Raw genomic sequence first — 17133 nt, forward strand, 5'->3', positions numbered from 1 at the left:
GCATGGCTCGAATCAAGATGGCCTACATCGGCGGCGGCTCCTCGCGGGCGGCCGGCACGATGGCTTCGTTCTTGTGGCACGGGAAGGAGTTCGCGGGATCGGAGGTGGTGCTCATCGACAAGGATCCGGAGCGCCTCGAGACCGTCCTCACGATCGCCAAGAAGCTCGCCGCCGAGGGTGGTGACGGCATCACCGTCACGGCGACCACCGATCAGCGAGCCGGTTTGGCCGACGTCGACGCCGTACTGACGAGCTTCCGCCCCGGGAACTTTGCGGCCCGCGCGCTCGATGAACGCATCCCGATCAAGCACGGTGTGATCGGTCAGGAGACACAAGGACCCGGCGGGTTCTTCATGGCGCTGCGGTCGATCAACGACATGCGCAGCATCACCGATGACCTGCAGGCCGTCGCGCCGGACGCGGTGATCTTCAACTACACCAACCCGGTCAACATCGTGTCCCAGGCGGTCGCGGACTACACGCCCGTACCGATCTATTCGATGTGCGAAGGCCCGATCGTGTTCCCGCCCGTGGTCCTCAGGGCGGCCGGCCTAGACCCCGAGCGGGCCAAGGTCACGATGGCCGGGGTGAACCACAACTGCTGGAGCTACGAACACCTGTACGACGACCAGGACGTCATGCCACTGCTCGACGCCGCGTGGGAACGCCGCAAGGACGACCCGACTCTGGATCCGAACTCGAAGCGGGCCCTGCACCTCGCGGTCGTGATGCGGTCGATTCCGTCGGACTACTTCAACTACTACTACTTCCGCAACGAGGTGTTCCGCGACCAGCAGGCTGCGCGCCGGACTCGTTCGGAAGTGATCATGGACGCGGTTCCGGGCTACTGGGACCACTACCGCGAGCAAGCTGACGCCACGCATCCCCACCTCGATCCGGCCCGGTCGCGCGGCGGGATCCATGAGCTCGAGCTCGCCATCGACGTGATGAGCGCCTACTACAACGACACCGGCGCGCGTCTACCTGTCAACCTTCCTAATGTTGACAATGCATTGCCCGGATTCGATGCGGAGACTGTCGTCGAGGTCTACTGCACGGTCGATCGGAAGGGTTGCCACATCGAGCCGCAGCAGCCGCTGCCGCTTGCTGTCCGGGGCATCACGCGGCAGTTGGCCGACTACCAGAGGCTGGCGGCGAAGGCGGCCTGGGAGGGGACGCGGGCCGACGCGATCCGGGCACTCGTCGCAAACCCACTGGTGCCCGACCTGTCGATCGCGGAGAACCTGTACGACGAGATGGCCGCGGCGCACGCGGCCTACCTGCCGGAGAGACTGCTCAGGTGAAGGATGCCTTTCTCGCCGTCGACGCCGGGAACACCAAGACCTGGGCGGGTGTGACGACGGCCGACGGCGAACTCCTCGGCCTCGCCCGGGGCGGCGTCGGCGACATCTACGCCCCGGCCGGGCCTGAGGCGGCGAAGTCCGTCGTACTCGGGCTGGTCGGCGATGTACTGGACTCCGCCGGCCTGCAGTCCTCCGACATCAGGCATGCGGCGTTTCGGCTCGCTGGGGTGGACTGGCCCGTTGACGGGGAGTTCTGGGAGGCTGCCCTGCCTTTCGGCTCGTTCAGCGTCAAGAACGATGGTTTCGCGCTGATTCGGTGCGGTCGGCTCGATGGGCAGGGCATCTCGGTTGTTCTGGGTACGGGCGCTGCACTCGCAGGCCGCGGGCCGGTGAAGGAGTGGGCGCTGTCGTGGTGGTTGCAGCACCCACTCGGCGGTGCGGGCCTGGTCAGCGAGGCGTTACGGGCGGTGTATCTGGCTGAGCTGGGACTGGGCGAGTCCACGAAGCTTGGCGCCGTACTGCCGCCTCTGTTCGGCGCATCGACTCCGGAGGAGATGCTCGAGACCACCACTCGGCGCGGGAACACCGTGTCGTTTGCGTCGCTGGCTGCGCATGCTCCGTCGGTTCTGGCGCTGATCGATGACGATCCGGTGGTGGCTGGGCTGGTGGAGACGCAGACGGAGCGTTTGGCTGACTACATCGAAACCCTCGCGCGGACGTGCGGGCTGACGGACCCGGTCACGGTGGTGGTCGGCGGCGGTCTGGTCCGGGAGCCGGAGGCGCCTCTGTTCACCGCGCTTCGGCGTACCTGCTCACGCCGTGAACTGGTTCTCGACCTCCAGCACACGCATGACCCCGCTTTGCTCGGCGCGTTGCTGGATGCGATCGCCGAAGGTGGGGCGGATCCGACCGAGATCGCGCGGACCAGGCTGACTCAGAAGCTCAAGTGATGGCACTGTCCTGATTCTTTTGTTGGAAGAGTTGGCGTCAGCGCGCGAGGGTGGAGATATGGATTTCACTCATCTTGGGCGTACTGGGTTGTCGGTTAGTCGGATCGTGCTGGGGACGATGAATTTCGGTCCTCACACCGAGGTGGGGGACGCGCACGCGATCATGGACGCGGCGCATGACAAGGGCATCAACTTCTTCGACACCGCGAACGGGTACGGGCGGGCCATCTACCCGGGGCGGACCGAGGAGATCATCGGCGAGTGGTTCGCGAAGGACCCGGCGAACCGGCACAAGACCGTGCTCGCCACCAAGGTGTACGGCGACATGGGCGACGGCTGGCCGAACGAGGGCAAGCTGTCCGCGCTGAACATCCGGCGGGCGCTGGACGCGTCGCTGAAGCGGCTGCAGACCGACTATGTGGACCTGTACCAGTTCCACCACGTCGACCGGGCCACCCCGTGGGACGAGATCTGGCAGGCGATCGACGTCGCCATCCAGCAGGGCAAGATCCTGTACGCCGGATCCAGCAACTTCGCCGGCTGGCACATCGCGCAGGCCCAGGAGGCCGCGGCCCGTCGCAACTACATCGGCCTGGTCAGCGAGCAGTCGATCTACAACCTGCTCGTCCGCGACGTCGAGCGCGAGGTCCTGCCGGCCGCACAGCACTACGGCCTCGGCGTGATCCCGTGGTCGCCGCTGCAGGGCGGCCTGCTCGGCGGCGTCGTACGCAAGGAGAACGAAGGCGTACGCCGTCTTGAGGGTCGCGCCAAGGAGACTCTCGAGAAGCTGCGTCCCCAGATCGAGCAGTACGAGGCGTTCGCCGACGAACTCGGCCACGAGCCCGGCGAACTGGCCCTCGCCTGGCTCCTCCACCAGCCCGCCGTCACCGGCCCGATCGTCGGCCCACGGACCATGGAGCAACTCGAGTCCGCCGTACGCGCGGTAGACGTCAAGCTCGACGAAAAGGCCCTCAACCGCCTCGACGAAATCTTCCCCGGCTACAAAACCTCCCCCGAGGACTACGCCTGGTAAGAGCTGACAGCTCCCCCGCTCGATGTGTGCCGATAAGTCATCGGCACACATCGAGCCGCGCCATGGCGGGCTTCCGGTTGAGAAGCCATGCTGCAAGAAACGGCAGCGCGAGTGGGGGAAGCCGTGGACGAGCGGACGAAGATTGTCGACACTCCGGATGGTCGGAGGTTGGGCGTTTGCGTGTGGGGGGATCCCGACGGGGCTCCGATGTTTTGGTTGCACGGGACACCGGGGAGCAGGTTTCTGCGTGAACCGGGTGATGAGTATGCCCGCAGGCACCTTCGGGTGTTCACCTACGATCGGCCGGGTTATGGGGTGTCCACGCGGCTCCCGGGTCGGCGCGGGGCGGATGCGGCGGCCGATATCCGGGCGATCGCGGACGCGTTCGGGCTGGAGCAGTTCGGGGTCGCGGGCGTGTCGGGCGGCTCCTCGCCGACGTTGGCTGCCGCTGCTCTGCTGCCGGATCGGGTGAATCGGTGCGCCACTGTTGTCGGATCAGCTCCTTTCACCGCCGAGGGGCTCGACTTCTACGACGCAATGGACGAGTACGCCCGGCACGGCTGGGAGCATGCGCTGCTGGGCGAAGCGGCGCTGGAGGCCGACTGGCGCGAGACGATGGACTGGGTGAGGGCAGGCATGCCCGACCTGGATGCTCCCGAGGACGATCGAGCGATGCTGCTGGAAGCGTTCGAGGAGTCGAGTCGCCAAGGTCCGGCTGGGTACGTCGACGACTGCCTGTCGGACGCACGTGACTGGGGGCTATCCGTCGAGGACGTCCACGTGCCGACACGCATCATGCTGGCGCGCGGTGACACCTCGGTGCCGCCCGCGCATGGCGAATGGCTCGTACACCACATCCCCAACGCCGAGTTGATCTGGGTCGACGGCGGTCATTTCGGTCCGCGGCAAGAGCCCGAGATGCAGCTGTTGAGCTGGGTCGGGCACGGCACGGACTAGGCGTGGACCGCGGTGGTGGGGAGCATGCCTATGAGGGCGTCTGCGGCTAGGGAGGCGGCGGTGCCGGCGGGGACGGCTACGGAGACCTGCCAGTCGGCGGCGCAGCCGGGAACCAGAGGGACGGTGATGTGGTCGCCTCGTTTGGCGGCGATGCGCTCGGGGACGAGGGCTACGCCTAGGTTGTGCGCGACGAGAGCCAGGAGCGTGTGTACGTCGTTCACCTCGATCGTCACCGGGTGAGCGACGCCGGCGGTGGTGAAGGCGCGGTCTGAGATCGCGCGGGCGCCCCAGGTGGGGTCGAAGTCGACGAACGACTCCCCCGCCAGGTCGTCGAGCGAGACCGCGGTCGCGTTGGCGAGGCGGTGGTCGGGGGCGCAGACGAGGACCATCGACTCGCGTGAGAGCGGCCGGAGGTCGAGGCCCTCGACCGGGTCGCCGGCCGTCGCGACGAAGGCTACGTCGAGTCGGCCCGACGCCAACTCGTCGAGCATCGGCGTCGAGCCCGCCTGCCGCACCTCGATCTCCACGCCCGGATAGGCGGAGCGGAACTTGGAGAGCAGCGCTGGTACGTCGACCACCCCGAGGCACTGCTCGAGCCCAACCGTCAGGTGCCCGCGCAGCAGACCCTGCACCGCGGCGACGGCGTCCTTGGCTGCTTCGGCGGCTGCGAGCGTACGACGTCCTTCACACAGCAGCGCCCGCCCAGCCTCGGTGAGCTCGACGCTGCGGGTGTTGCGGACGAAGAGCGAGGCACGGAGCTCCCGTTCGAGCGCGCGGATCGAGGCGGACAGCCCCGACTGCGAGATCGACATCGCCTCAGCGGCCCGGGTGAAATGCTTCTGCTCCGCCACCGCCACGAAGTGTTCCAAGTGCCTGAGCTCCATAACTAAGAACTCTAGTAGATCGAACCCAATCGATTCACCTCCCCCGCATGTTGGCGGCCGGCTGGGGAGGATCGCACCCCGATTCGGGTGCACGAACCTCCCCAGCCGCTCGCGCGGGCGGGTGAGGGCGGCTGGGGACGGGGAGAGCCGGTGGGATCGGTAGGGTAAGCGGCATGGCGGATGAGGAGTTTCGGGTTGAGGTGGTGCTCGGGAGCGAGGAGCACGGGTTGTCGGTCTGGGATCGGTTGCGGGCGCTGGATCTGGATGACGACGCGCAGAAGCGGCTCGGGAGTCAGGTGACGGTGACCCGGGACGGGAACCGGATGCTGCTCTACACGCACACCCTCGAAGATGCGCTCGAGGCCGAGCGGACCGCCAAGGAACTCGTTGCCGCGGACAACTTGCAGGCCGAGTACACGGTGACGCGCTGGAATCCGGCCGAGCAGGACTGGACCGACCCGAACGTACCGGTCGGCGAACACGACGCCGCCAGCGACGAGGCGAAGAACGCGGGCATGGAGGTGCCGGACCCCCGGTACGTCGCCATTCAGGCATACAAGCCAGAATTCCTCCGGGACCTGGGCCTCTAGTCCTTCAGCGGCTCGAACAGCCTCCACTCTCCCTCGGAGACGACCTCGGCGACTCCGTCGACCACCTTGATGGCGGAGTCGTCGTCGATCGCGTACGTCGGGGCCGGAATCCGGGCCGCCCATTTCTCGGCATTGGCGAACGACGCGTCCGGGTGGTGTTCGTGCTGCAGATGCGGGATCACCGCGAAGTCGACGAGTCCCGCACCCTGACCCGTGACCAGGAGTCTGTCCACGTCACCGTCGGGCGTCGAGAAGACAACCGGCTCCACCTTCAGCGGCGCATCGGTCCCGTGCGGCGGTTCGGTGTAGGTCTCGACGAAGGTCGAGGTCACAGCCATGCTCCCGGCGCTCACCCCGACGTAAACCGCCTCGGGGCGCAACTTCGGCAGTAGCTCGGCCAGACCGGAGCGCTGCATCCAGTCGGCAAGGAACATCGGGTCGCCGCCCCAGGCAAGCAGCGCGTCGGCGTCCCGGACCGTTGGCACCCAGGCGTCCTCCTCGATGCTCGGAAGCACCGACAACTCGAGGATCCCCAACGATTTCCACCCCAGGCTCGCCAACCGCGACGGAGCCTGGCCGCTCATCGCCCGGTACGCCATGTACGGCGAGCCGGGGAACGCATAGATGGCAGTGGGGATGAAGAGGGCGCTGCACTCGGCGATCGGCTTGCCCAGCAGGTCGATCAGTGCGTCCTCGATGGTGCTGTTGGTGATCCCGCCCGAGGTGAGGAGAGCCTTCATGTTCCTGCCTTCCTGAGGTAGTGGATCGAAGGTAGGGCATTGCGCCGACATTCAGCAGGCCTGGAGCCGTGGTCGACAACGGTTCGGTGACGGGATCGGGTAACGACACGCCCGGGAACCCTCGGCGCACTAATCTCGGCGGGTCGCTGCAGGATCACTCACTGTGGTTCTGCGACCCTGAAAAAGCTCGAGGGAGAGGGGAATCCGTGTCGCGTCGACGTGGTCTCGTTGCCGGTGCCGTCGTACTAGCGTTCGTGCTCGCCGGATGTTCCGACGTGGCCGCGAGTGAATCGAGTCCGTCGGACAGCCCGTCCAGCACAGCGCCTTCCAGTCCTTCCAGTACGGCGCCTTCCAGCACGGGGACGTCCAGTACGCCGTCCGCCTCCCAGACGACCGCGACGCCGACGACCGCCAAGCCGACTCCGGTGAAGCCCAGGGTGAAGCAGAAGCCGGCGTACTACGCGCTCCGGGTCGAGAAGCAACTCGACAAGCTCGGGTACCCGGTCGGCGACATCGACGGTGACATCACCGCCCGCGCCAAGCAGGCGCTGTGCGCGTGGCGCGAGACCCACGGGATGCCGATCAGCCGCGCCGGGCTCAACCTGAACGACGCGTATTCGGTGCTCAACGCAACGAGCAAGCCGACGCCGACCCGCGCGCCCGGCATCTACGTGAACAAGACCTGCCAGATGCTGTACCAAATCGTCGGGAAGACCTACAAGCGGATTGTCTGGATCTCGACCGGCGCCCCCGGATACGAGACCCCGAACCGCACCGGCAAGGTCTGGCGCAAGTGGGCCGGCGCCCACGAGAGCAGCCTGTACGAGGACGCGTACATGTACGACTCCCTCTACTTCCTCCGCGACCGCCCCGGCATCGCCCTGCACGGCTCCCGAGTCAACTCCCTCATCAAGCCCTACCCCGCCAGCCACCGCTGCGTCCGAGTCCTACGCCCAGAAATCCACCAAATCTTCGCCGACACCCCCATCGGCACCAAAGTCCAGGTCTACGGCGAATTCTGAGGTAACACCCCGGCCCAGCGAGCCGCCTAGTCGTGGTGGAGGCGTTGGATGTGGAGTTTGGGGGTGCCGTCGTAGGGGTTGGGTGGGAGGCCTGTCAGGAGTTCTGGGAGGTGGGGAAGAGGGACAGGTCGAAGAAGGCGATCGCGTGGATGATGCCGGCCGCGGTGAGGGTTAGGACCTGGAGTTGGAAGGCTCGGTGGATGTTGTCGGTCGGGTCTCGCATGTAGACGGCGAACGCTGGTTGGCGGTTGGCCTTGAGCGGGACGAGGACCTGATCGCCGGGGCCCTTCGCCGGGCAGTGGGTTGAGATGAGGCGGCCGATGTTGCGGGGGCCGCGGAACCAGGACGTGAACGGCGGCATCTCCCAGATCGCGTCGGCGGCGAAGAACGTGAGGATCGCGGGTACGTCGTACTGCTCGAAAGCATCGCGGTAGGCGGCGGCGAGTGCGGGCCGATTTATCTGATGGCCGGGCTGCGGGCGGAGACTGGCCCTCGCACCAGGGAGATCGATCGGGCCGAGCAAGTTGGTGATCCGGTCCGGGGACCACTGCTCCAGGTCGTGCAGGATCACCGCGGCACGCTGGTCGGCGGGCATTCGTTGGAGCGCGGCGATGAGCGAAAGGTCGACGAGGTTGCCGTCGGCGAGGTCGTCGGGGAACGGTTCGAGCCAGAGGACCTCCGAGCGTTGCTGCAGCTTGCCCTGGGGGTCGTCGCTCGCGTCGGCCAGGTCGGTCGGGAGCGGACGCGTCGTGGCGCGCTCCAGGCACTCTCGCGTGGCTGCCTCGTACGTCGCGTTACCGCGGGCGACCTCGACTGCCTCGGTCACGGAGCCGAGCATCCGGTAGCAGTGCGAGATCAAGCCACGCTGGTGTGGATCAGCGCGCGCTGCCGCGTCCTCGAAGCCGGAGCCGTCCATCAGACCAAGAACTCACCTCATCGGCCAGTCTCGTTGGTTGGGCTGGTGGTTGTCGAGGTAGGCGGCCAGCGCTAGTGCGGTCAGGTCCTGGTGGTGGGGTACGGCGAGTTGGGCGGCGATGGGGAGGCCGGAGGGGGACCAGCCGACGTTGACTGTGGTGGCGGGGTGGGCGGACATGTTGTAGGGGACGGTGAAGGCTATGTGTTCGAAGGGGCGCAGGGGGTCGTCTGTGGGATAGGCGAGTTCGGCGGGGAAGGCGGTGATGGGGGCTACCGGGGAGAGGATGACGTCGTACGTCGTGAAGGTTTTGGTTACTGCGGCGGCCATCACGCCCATTTGGGTGTAGCCGTGGAAGACGTCGAAGCCGGTGAGTTCGCCGGCCGTCGAGACCCACTCGCGGATCTGTGGGAGGACCTTGGCGCGGCGGTCCTCGGGGAGGGCGGCGATGTCCGCGGCGGAGCGGACGCGCCAGAAGCGGTCCAGGCCGTCGAGCATCTCGCGGGTGATGATCGGGGCGATCGGTTCGACGATCGCGCCCGCTTTCTCGAGCACGGCGGCCGCCGACGAAACGGCCGCAGTCACCGACGGGTCGACGGGCAGGCCGACACCGGCGTCCAGTAACAACGCCACGCGAAGTCCGGCAACATTGATCTCGAACCGGTCCGACGCCAGAGGGATCGACGTGTGGTCGCGAGGGTCGTAGCCGGAGATGACGGACAACGCCAGCGCCGCGTCGGCCGCCGTACGCGTCAATGGGCCGATCGCCCGCCCCGGATACGGGTTGCCGACGGCAACACGTCCGTGAGTTGGCTTGAGGCCGACCAGGCCGCACCACCCGGCGGGTAAGCGAATCGAGCCGCCGATGTCGGTGCCCAGGTGAATCGGCCCATACCCAGCCGCCGCGGCCGCCGCGGCACCCGCACTGGACCCGCCGGCGGTCTTCGACAGGTCCCACGGATTGCGGGTCAGCTTGTGGAAGGTGGAGACGCCGGACGAGAGCATCCCGTACTCAGGCATCGTTGTTTTACTGAAGATCACCGCACCCGCAGCGCGAAGTCGAGCGGCCGCCGGAGCATCCTCAACCGCCGGGACGAGCTCCGTCGCAGCGGTGCCCTGCGGGACCGGAGTGCCGCGGGTCGCGATGTTCTCCTTGATCGTTACGGGTACGCCGTCCAGCGCCCCGGCGGAGCCGTCGCGCCAGCGATCCTCCGACTCCTGCGCCGCCGCCCGCGCGCCGTCGGGATCGAGCGCGTAGGTCGCGCAGATCTGAGGCTCCAACTCCTCGACCCGCGCGAGTACATCTTCGATCACCTCGACAGGTGTGAGGGAGCCGTCGCGGTACTGCGAGAGCAGTTCGGTCGCGGTCAAGTCGGCAAGACTCATGCAGGCTCCTTAGTTCGGTGGATTGAAGCGACCATCCACCGCGGTCCACCCGCCGTCGACGGCGAGGACGCTGCCGGTGACGAAGCTGGCGGCGTCGGAGGCCAGGTACACGACTGCGCCGGCGAGTTCGCTCGGTTGGGCCCAGCGTCCCAGCGCGCCCTTCTGTGCGTAGGCGTCGTACCACTCCTGGTTCGCCTTGATCTGGGCAGTCAGCGGGGTCTCGACGACGCCGGGTGCGATCGCGTTCGCGCGGACGCCGTACGGTCCGAGTTCGGCGGCCGCGGTCCGGAGCAGTTGGACGAGACCGGCTTTGGTTGCCGCATACACCGATTGCCCGGGCTCGACCGTCGTACCGCGGATCGAGCTGAACCCGATGATGCTGCCACTCCCCCGCTCCGCCATCTCCTTGCCGAAGGCACGGATCAGCTGGAACGAAGCACGCAGGTTCAGCGACACGACCCGATCGAAGTCCTCCGCGGTGTAGTCGACAATCCGCTTCCGCACATTGGTCGCCGCGGTGAACACCAGTACGTCGACCGGCCCCAACTCGACGACCGCCCGCTCGATCGCCGCGTCATCCAGCACATTCAGTTCGTACGGCGTCATCCGACCGGACCCGACTGTCTGCGCGGCGGCCGCGACGTCGCGGTCGGCACACGTGACGCGTGCTCCGTGAGCGGCGAGGGCGAGTGCACTCTCCCGGCCGATCCCACTCCCCGCGCCGATCACCAGCACGTGCTTGCCGTCCAGGCGGAAGAGGTTCGTGTAGTCCATGGTCACCTCTCAGGGCCGCGGGCGGATGATCGCCATCCGGGTTGTGGTCAGTTCTTCGATGGCGAATCGTGGTCCCTCGCGGCCGATGCCGGAGTCCTTGACCCCGCCGTACGGCATCACGTCGGACCGGAACCCCGGCACCTCGTTGATCACCACTCCCCCGACCTCGAGCCGATCGATCGCGCTGAACGCAGTGTCGAGCGAGGACGTGAACACGCTGGCCTGCAGCCCGTACCGGGTCTCGTTCACGGTCCGGAGAGCGCTGTCGATATCCGGCACCGACCGTACGGCGATCACCGGCCCGAAGATCTCCTCATCCCAGGCAAGCTGACCGGACGGTACGTCGGTCAGCACCGTCGGTCCGAGGACCTCACCATCGGATGCGTAGGCGATGGTGGCGCCGGCATGGACCGACTCCTCCACCCAATCCCGAACCCGGGCGGTCGACTTGGGGTCGATCAGCGCGGACACCCGAGTCGCCGGATCCCGCGGATCCCCGACCGTGACCGTAGGCAGACGCGCGCCGAGCTTCTCCAGCAAGGCCGCCCGGATCGACTCGACCGCGATCACCCGTTGGACCGAGATGCACGCCTGACCGGACGCGTAGTAGCCCCCGCGGATGATCGCGTCGGCGGCCGCGTCGAGATCGGCGTCCTCGGCAACCACCAGCGCGGAGTTGGAACCGAGCTCGAGCAACACCTTGGTCGGAGCCGCATCACGCGCGATCTGGTGGCCGACGGCAGCGGAGCCAGTGAAGGAGACAGCACCGATCCGGCCGTTCGTGGTGAGGGTCGCGCCGACATCCGCTCCCCCGGTGACCAGTTGCACCGCACTCTCCGGTGCGCCCGCTTCAAGCAGCGCAGAGCGCATGAGGTCAACAAGCCACAGAGTGGCGAGCGGAGTCTGCGGCGCGGGCTTGATGATGATCGGGCAACCGGCCGCGAACGCCGGCGCGATCTTATGGGCCGCGAGCAGCAGCGGGTAGTTGAACCCAGTGATACCGACAACGACACCGATCGGCTTGCGTACCCAGAAACCAAGCAGACCCTCGCCGCTCGGAAGCAGGTCGAGCGGCACGGTCTCGCCATGAAGCCGAGCGACCTCCTCGGCCGAAGTCTCCAACGTGAGCAGCGTCCGGTCGATCTCGACCCGGCAGTCAACGAGCGGCTTACCGGTCTCGAGAACAAGCAACTCGATGAAGTCATCACGTGCCGCCAGAACGGCCGAATGCACGCTCTGCAGGACATTCCGGCGTACATACGACGACAATCGGCCGACTGTCTCGCGGACGGAGAGCGCATTCGCCAACGCTTGCTGGGCCAGGTCCACAGTCCCGACGGGCGCTGCCGCCACCGTCGAACCGTCGTACGGGAAGATCACCGGAGCGGTGGATGGCGTCTCGATCCAGGACTCACCGATTGGCAGGCCGGCTGGGAACTTCACGCGGGTTCTCCCTTCGTCGTGAGCAGGTCGGACGTCGTTGCCCCGGACAACGCGCGCGGCAGGGTCGGGATGGCCGAGACGAGACGCTGCGTGTACGGGTGCTGCGGTGCCGCGTAGACGTCGCCGGTGAAGCCGGTCTCGACGATCTGGCCAGCATGCATGACGGCGACGCGGTCGCAGACGTGCTTCACGACGGACAGGTCGTGGGAGACGAAGACCAGCGTGAGGTTGAGTTCGTCGACGAGGTCGGAGATGAGGTTGAGGACCTGCGCGCGGACGGAGACGTCGAGAGCGCTCACGGGTTCGTCGGCGATCAGGATCCGCGGGCGTGGTGCGAGGGCTCGGGCGATCGAGATGCGCTGACGCTGGCCGCCGGAGAACTGGTGCGGGTAGCGGTCACCCGCGTCCGCGGACAGGCCGACGGCTTCGAGCAGCTCACGAACGCGCTCTCCGGAGGCTGGATGCCCTTGGACTACGAGTGGTTCGGCGATGATGTCGCGGACGCGCATGCGCGGGTCGAGGGAGCTCATCGGGTCCTGGAAGACGAGCTGGAGGTTCTCGCGGAGGAACCGCAGTCGTCGTTCGGGCAGGCGGGTGATGTCGGTGCCTTCGACAATCACATGGCCGGAGGTGGCGCGGTCGAGGGCGGCGATGATCCGCAGGAGCGTGGACTTGCCGCAGCCCGACTCACCGACGATGCCGAAGCGTTCACCCTGTTTGACCTCGAGGCTCACACCGCGCAGGGCATGTACGACGGGAGCCGGACGGGTCAGCGAGGTCCGTGGACGCGGGAAATCGCGAACCACATCAACCACTTGGACAGCCACGGGGAGGTGCCCGCTGAAATCATCAGGCATGAGCGTCTCCGGGACGGTCCTGGGCGGCGGGGGCGTCGACGGCTCCGGCTGGGTGGTGGCAGGCGAACCCGTCGGTCCAGGGAGGTTGGGTCGCGCAGATCTCCGTGGCGTGAGCGCACCGGGTGCGGAAGACACAGCCGGACGGGAACTGGCCGGCCGGCGGAACATTGCCGGGGATCGTGGTCAGCCGCCGGTCGGCAGTCTCCAGATCCGACGCAGCAAGCAGGCCCTCGGTGTAGCGGTGGCGCGGGCGGGTGAACACCTCACCGACCGGACCCGACTCGACGACGCGACCGCCGTACATCACGAGGACGCGTTCGCACACGGTCGCGACCACGGCGAGGTCGTGGGTGATGAAGAGCAGCGCGGACGACCGAGCCACCACGCCCTGGACGATGAGGTCGAGCACGAGTGCTTGCACCGTGACGTCCAACGCGGTCGTTGGCTCGTCGCAGATCAGGAGAGCAGGATCGTTGGCCAAGGCAATCGCCAACACAACTCGTTGCCGTTGGCCACCGGAGAGTTGGTGCGGATAAGCCCGCAACGTGTCCGCCGGCAACTGCACCCGCTCCAGGAGCTCGGCCGCAGCGGCTCGAGCGGCGCCGCGGCCCGAGCGAGTGTGGTGGATCAGCATCGCCTCAGCGAGCTGGTCACCGATCCGCATGGTCGGGTTGAGCGCGGTCATCGGCTCCTGGAAGACCATCGAGATCTGCAGCCCACGCACCCGCGACATCCGCCGCTCGTCGGCCCCGATCAGATCGTGGTCGACTCCGGCCAGCTGCACCGACCCGGAGGCCAACACATCTTCGGGAAGCAGCCCGAGAATGCTCAACGCCGTAAGTGACTTGCCGGACCCGGACTCACCGATCAGCCCGACCCGCTCCCCCGGCCCGACCGTCAGGTCGACATCGGAGACCAAGGGCGTGTCCCGCACGGTGACGTTCAACCCACGAACGCTGAGTACGTCGCTCATCGGCGATCCTCCAGCTTCGGGTCGAACCGATCGCGCAGCCCGTCGCCGAGCAGGTTGAAACCGAGTACGGCGATCGCGATCGCAACACCCGGGAAGATCGCCAACCGAGGCGCACTGAACAAGAACTCCTGGCTCTCCTGCAGCATCCGCCCCCACGACGGCGTAGGCGGCGGAGTGCCGTAACCAAGGAACGACAACGCCGCCTCCGCCAGCACAGCAATCGCAAACGAAACGGACGCCTGCACAGTGATCAGACTGGTCACATTGGGCAGCACGTGCCGGACGGCGATCGGCCACGGCTGCCGACCCGCCGCCCGGGCCGCGAGCACGTACTCGGTCCGCACCACCTGCAGCGCCCCACTCCGGATCACCCGCGCGAAACTCGGCACCGAAGCGATGCCGATGGCAACCATCGCCGTCAGCGTGCTGGCCCCGAACACCGCACCGAACATGATGGCCAACAGCAACGCCGGGAACGCGAGCAGCAGATCGTTGCCCCGCATCACCAGTTCCGAGGCCCACCGCCGCGTCATCGCCGCCAGAATCCCCAGCGGTACGCCGATCACCGCCGCCACCCCGACCGCGACCACACCGACGAACAGCGTGGTCCGCGACCCGACCATGATCTGGCTCAGCACGTCCCGCCCGAACTTGTCCGTCCCGAACCAGTGCTGCCAGGACGGATGGGCCAGCCGCCCAGCCGGGTCCACCAGGGTTGCGTCGTACGGCGTCCACACGAACGACACCAGCGCCATCAGCACGATGACGCCGACAATCACGCCACCGGCAACCAGGCTCGGGTTCAGCCGCCTCATGATGCCGTCCTCAATCGGGGATCGAGGGCTACGTAGAGGAGGTCTACCACGAAGTTCACCAGGAGCACGGCGATGACGAGAACCATCACGACGTCCTGGACGAGCAGGAGGTCACGGTTGGAGACGCCGTCGAGTAGCAGGCTGCCCAGCCCGGGGATCACGAAGACTCGCTCGACAACGACGGCGCCGATCAAGAGTGTCGCCAGCTGAAGGCCCAGGACCGTTACGACCGGTACGGCGGCATTGCGCAAACCGTGCCGCCACAACGCCTGAAACGGCCGGAGCCCTTTCGCCCGCGCCGTCCGTAGATAGTCCTCCCGCAACACCTCCAGGACCGCGCTGCGCACATACCGAGTGAGCACGGCACCCTGTACCAGGCCGAGCGAGAGCGCAGGCAGGATGAGTTGCTTCAGGAACATGCCCGGGTCCTGGGCCGGCGGAGTCCACCCGTTCGCGGGCAGCCAGCCGAGCTTCACGGCGAACAGCATGATCAGCAGGATCCCCGCGAGAAAGGCGGGCACCGCAACCCCCAGCTGGGAGAACGCCGACAACACCAGCCCGGAGACCTGACGGTGCCGAGACGCCATCACGGTCCCGGCCGGAGCGGCCACCACCAAGGCGATGATCATGCCGGCGACGACCAGCCACAGCGTCACCTGCAGCCGGTCGAACACCTGCGGCCCGATCGCGACCTTCGAGACGTACGACGTCCCGAGATCACCGCGAAGCAGTCCGCCGAGCCAGTCGAAGTACTGCGTCGGCAACGGCCGGTCGAGACCGAACTGACGACGCAGTTCGGCCACGGCCTGATCGGACGCGTTCACCCCCAGCGCGACCCGGGCCGGGTCGCCGGGCAGCACCGCCATGAACCCGAACACCAGCACCGAACTCACCGCAAGGCTGACCAAGAACACACCCGTGCGCTCGATCAGTCGGAGAATCATCGCGCGAGCGTGGAGAGGTCGAAGCTTTCGGTGATCGCGTTCTCCGGCAGTCCCTTGAGGTTCTTGTCGGCGACGATCAGGTTCGGCAGCAGGAAGAGCCAGTCACCGGCCGCGTTCTCGGACAGCCGCCGCGCCGCCTTCTTCATGTTGTCGACCTGCGCGGCCTCGTCACCCGCATCCGCAGCCGCCAGATAGCCCTGCAGGGTCGGATCGTTGTAGCGCGTGTAGTACTTCGCGTTGAACACCGCACCCAGGTCACGCGGCTCGACATGCGCGATGATCGACATGTCGTAGTCGGCGTTCTTGAAGACCGTGGTCAACCACGCCGCCGGGAACTCGAGCTGGTCGATCTGTACCTTCAATCCGGCCTGCTCCAACTGACTCTTCACGACCTGCCCGCAGGACGTTGCGTACGGCAACGTCGGCAGCCGCAGCCGGAGCGTCTTGCCGGCCGCACCGGATGCCTGCAGCAACGACTTCGCCTTGGCCAGGTCGTACGGCGCGACGCCGGTGAGGTCCTCGTACCAGGGGTCGGTCGGCGGGACCATGCTGCCGATCAGCTTGCCGCGACCAGCGAAACACGTGTCCAGCAAAGCCTTGTGGTCGATCGCCTGCCGGATCGCCTGCCGGGTCCGGAGGTCGGAGAAGACCGGCCTCGAGTTGTTGAACGACAGCAGCACCTCGCCGTTCGTGGTGCCCTCGATCACCTGGTACTTGTCGTTGCTGGTGAACTGGCTGAGCGCTTCCGGCGCCTGGACCGTGCCGATCACGTTGATCGTGCCGGTCAGCAGCGCGTTGTTCAGCGCGGTCGGATCCTTGAAGTACTTCAGCGTGATCTGCTGGAAGAACGGCTTGCTGCCACGGTAGTTGTCGTTGCGGACCATGACGATCGAGTCGCCGCGGTTCCACTTCGAGAACTTGTACGGCCCGGTGCCGATCGGCTCGGTGGCCAGCGCGCTGACGCCGGTCTCGGAGAACATCGCCCCGATCCGGGTCGTCATCCGGAACAGCCAGTCGTTGCTCGGCTTGGTCAGCGTCACCTGGAGCTGCGTCGGCGACAGTGCCTTGGCCGCGGACACGACATCCATGGCCGCCTTCAGCGAGGTGGTCCAGGCGGTCTTGACCCGGTTGATGCTGAACACCGCGTCGGCCGCGGTGAAGGGCTTGTCGTTGGTGAACTTCGCGTTGTCGACCAGATCGAACGTGTACGTCTTCCGGTCGGGCGAGACGGTCCACGACTTCGCCAGCGACGGCACGATCTTGCCGGAGTCGTCCTGCTTGACCAGGCCCTCGTACACATTGCCGAGGAGCACCTGCGGGATCGCGGCGCCGTCGGTGGTGGTGAAGTCGAGGCTGGCCGGCTCGGCGACCAGGCCGATCGACAGTGGCTGATCACCTCCCGGTGAGCTGCCGGACGACGCAGTCGAACCTGCCGAGCAGGCGGTCAGGGCCAAAAGTGCCGCAGCGGCGAATGCGACCGCACGGGTGGGCAACCACTTCACGCGAACTCCTCCAGTGCCTCGAACTGTCGCCGCATTCTGACGAACC

General features: G+C 67.0%; 17 protein-coding genes. 6 read left to right on the top strand and 11 right to left on the bottom strand.

Annotation, left to right across the window (positions count from 1 at the left end):
* The first annotated feature begins 2 nt into the window (after positions 1-2).
* The 4 genes from AB0L70_RS18535 to AB0L70_RS18550 all read left to right on the top strand — a co-directional run bounded on the left by AB0L70_RS18535 (position 3) and on the right by AB0L70_RS18550 (position 4244).
* Entirely contained in the window at positions 3-1304 is a 1302-nt protein-coding gene (locus AB0L70_RS18535) for a glycoside hydrolase (protein WP_363685495.1), read from the top strand.
* On the top strand, positions 1301-2254 hold the full coding sequence (locus AB0L70_RS18540; RefSeq protein ID WP_363685497.1) for a hypothetical protein: 954 nt from the start codon (positions 1301-1303) through the stop codon (positions 2252-2254). The genes AB0L70_RS18535 and AB0L70_RS18540 overlap by 4 nt, the downstream gene beginning before the upstream one ends.
* Before the next feature lie 58 nt (positions 2255-2312).
* Positions 2313-3287 carry an aldo/keto reductase gene (locus AB0L70_RS18545; RefSeq protein ID WP_363685499.1) on the top strand — a complete coding sequence of 325 codons (975 nt, stop codon included), beginning with the start codon at positions 2313-2315 and terminating at the stop codon, positions 3285-3287.
* Between the two features lie 207 nt (positions 3288-3494).
* A complete protein-coding gene (locus tag AB0L70_RS18550; protein WP_363685501.1) occupies positions 3495-4244 on the top strand; it encodes an alpha/beta hydrolase in 750 nt (249 codons plus the stop codon).
* On the opposite strand, the gene AB0L70_RS18555 is transcribed toward AB0L70_RS18550, so the two are convergent.
* On the bottom strand, positions 4241-5128 hold the full coding sequence (locus tag AB0L70_RS18555) for a LysR family transcriptional regulator (RefSeq protein WP_363685503.1): 888 nt from the start codon (positions 5126-5128) through the stop codon (positions 4241-4243). The two genes, AB0L70_RS18550 and AB0L70_RS18555, sit on opposite strands and share 4 nt — an antisense overlap.
* 173 nt (positions 5129-5301) lie before the next feature.
* On the opposite strand from AB0L70_RS18555, the gene AB0L70_RS18560 reads away from it, so the two are divergent.
* Complete coding sequence (locus AB0L70_RS18560; protein ID WP_363685505.1) at positions 5302-5718, top strand: hypothetical protein; 417 nt, start codon at positions 5302-5304, stop codon at positions 5716-5718.
* Here AB0L70_RS18560 and AB0L70_RS18565 read toward each other — a convergent pair.
* The gene (locus tag AB0L70_RS18565; RefSeq protein ID WP_363685507.1) at positions 5715-6458 is read right to left on the bottom strand and encodes a Type 1 glutamine amidotransferase-like domain-containing protein; all 744 of its coding nucleotides are present in this window, start codon (positions 6456-6458) and stop codon (positions 5715-5717) included. The two genes, AB0L70_RS18560 and AB0L70_RS18565, sit on opposite strands and share 4 nt — an antisense overlap.
* 206 nt (positions 6459-6664) lie before the next feature.
* On the opposite strand from AB0L70_RS18565, the gene AB0L70_RS18570 reads away from it, so the two are divergent.
* On the top strand, positions 6665-7480 hold the full coding sequence (locus AB0L70_RS18570) for a L,D-transpeptidase (RefSeq protein WP_363685509.1): 816 nt from the start codon (positions 6665-6667) through the stop codon (positions 7478-7480).
* A 94-nt stretch (positions 7481-7574) separates the two neighbouring features.
* On the opposite strand, the gene AB0L70_RS18575 is transcribed toward AB0L70_RS18570, so the two are convergent.
* Genes AB0L70_RS18575 through AB0L70_RS18615 form a run of 9 tightly spaced genes read right to left on the bottom strand, consistent with a single transcriptional unit; the run spans position 7575 to position 17087 of the window.
* Entirely contained in the window at positions 7575-8396 is an 822-nt protein-coding gene (locus tag AB0L70_RS18575; protein ID WP_363685511.1) for a hypothetical protein, read from the bottom strand.
* Positions 8397-8408: 12 nt separating this feature from the next.
* Positions 8409-9779: an amidase gene (locus AB0L70_RS18580; RefSeq protein WP_363685513.1), complete on the bottom strand. Its 1371-nt coding sequence runs from the start codon at positions 9777-9779 to the stop codon at positions 8409-8411.
* Between the two features lie 9 nt (positions 9780-9788).
* Entirely contained in the window at positions 9789-10553 is a 765-nt protein-coding gene (locus AB0L70_RS18585) for an SDR family oxidoreductase (RefSeq protein ID WP_363685515.1), read from the bottom strand.
* A 9-nt stretch (positions 10554-10562) separates the two neighbouring features.
* A complete protein-coding gene (locus AB0L70_RS18590; protein WP_363685517.1) occupies positions 10563-11996 on the bottom strand; it encodes an aldehyde dehydrogenase family protein in 1434 nt (477 codons plus the stop codon).
* Positions 11993-12853, bottom strand: a complete 861-nt coding sequence (locus tag AB0L70_RS18595) for an ATP-binding cassette domain-containing protein (RefSeq protein WP_363685519.1) — start codon at positions 12851-12853, stop codon at positions 11993-11995. Before AB0L70_RS18595 ends, AB0L70_RS18590 begins: the two co-directional genes overlap by 4 nt.
* Positions 12846-13826 carry an ABC transporter ATP-binding protein gene (locus AB0L70_RS18600; protein WP_363685521.1) on the bottom strand — a complete coding sequence of 327 codons (981 nt, stop codon included), beginning with the start codon at positions 13824-13826 and terminating at the stop codon, positions 12846-12848. Before AB0L70_RS18600 ends, AB0L70_RS18595 begins: the two co-directional genes overlap by 8 nt.
* Positions 13823-14641, bottom strand: coding sequence for an ABC transporter permease (locus AB0L70_RS18605; RefSeq protein WP_363685523.1), 819 nt, complete (start codon positions 14639-14641; stop codon positions 13823-13825). Before AB0L70_RS18605 ends, AB0L70_RS18600 begins: the two co-directional genes overlap by 4 nt.
* Positions 14638-15585, bottom strand: coding sequence for an ABC transporter permease (locus AB0L70_RS18610; RefSeq protein WP_363685525.1), 948 nt, complete (start codon positions 15583-15585; stop codon positions 14638-14640). Before AB0L70_RS18610 ends, AB0L70_RS18605 begins: the two co-directional genes overlap by 4 nt.
* Positions 15582-17087 carry an ABC transporter substrate-binding protein gene (locus tag AB0L70_RS18615; protein ID WP_363685527.1) on the bottom strand — a complete coding sequence of 502 codons (1506 nt, stop codon included), beginning with the start codon at positions 17085-17087 and terminating at the stop codon, positions 15582-15584. Before AB0L70_RS18615 ends, AB0L70_RS18610 begins: the two co-directional genes overlap by 4 nt.
* Between the last annotated feature and the right edge of the window lie 46 nt (positions 17088-17133).

This window comes from Kribbella sp. NPDC051952, from assembly GCF_040680855.1.
GTDB lineage: Bacteria > Actinomycetota > Actinomycetes > Propionibacteriales > Kribbellaceae > Kribbella.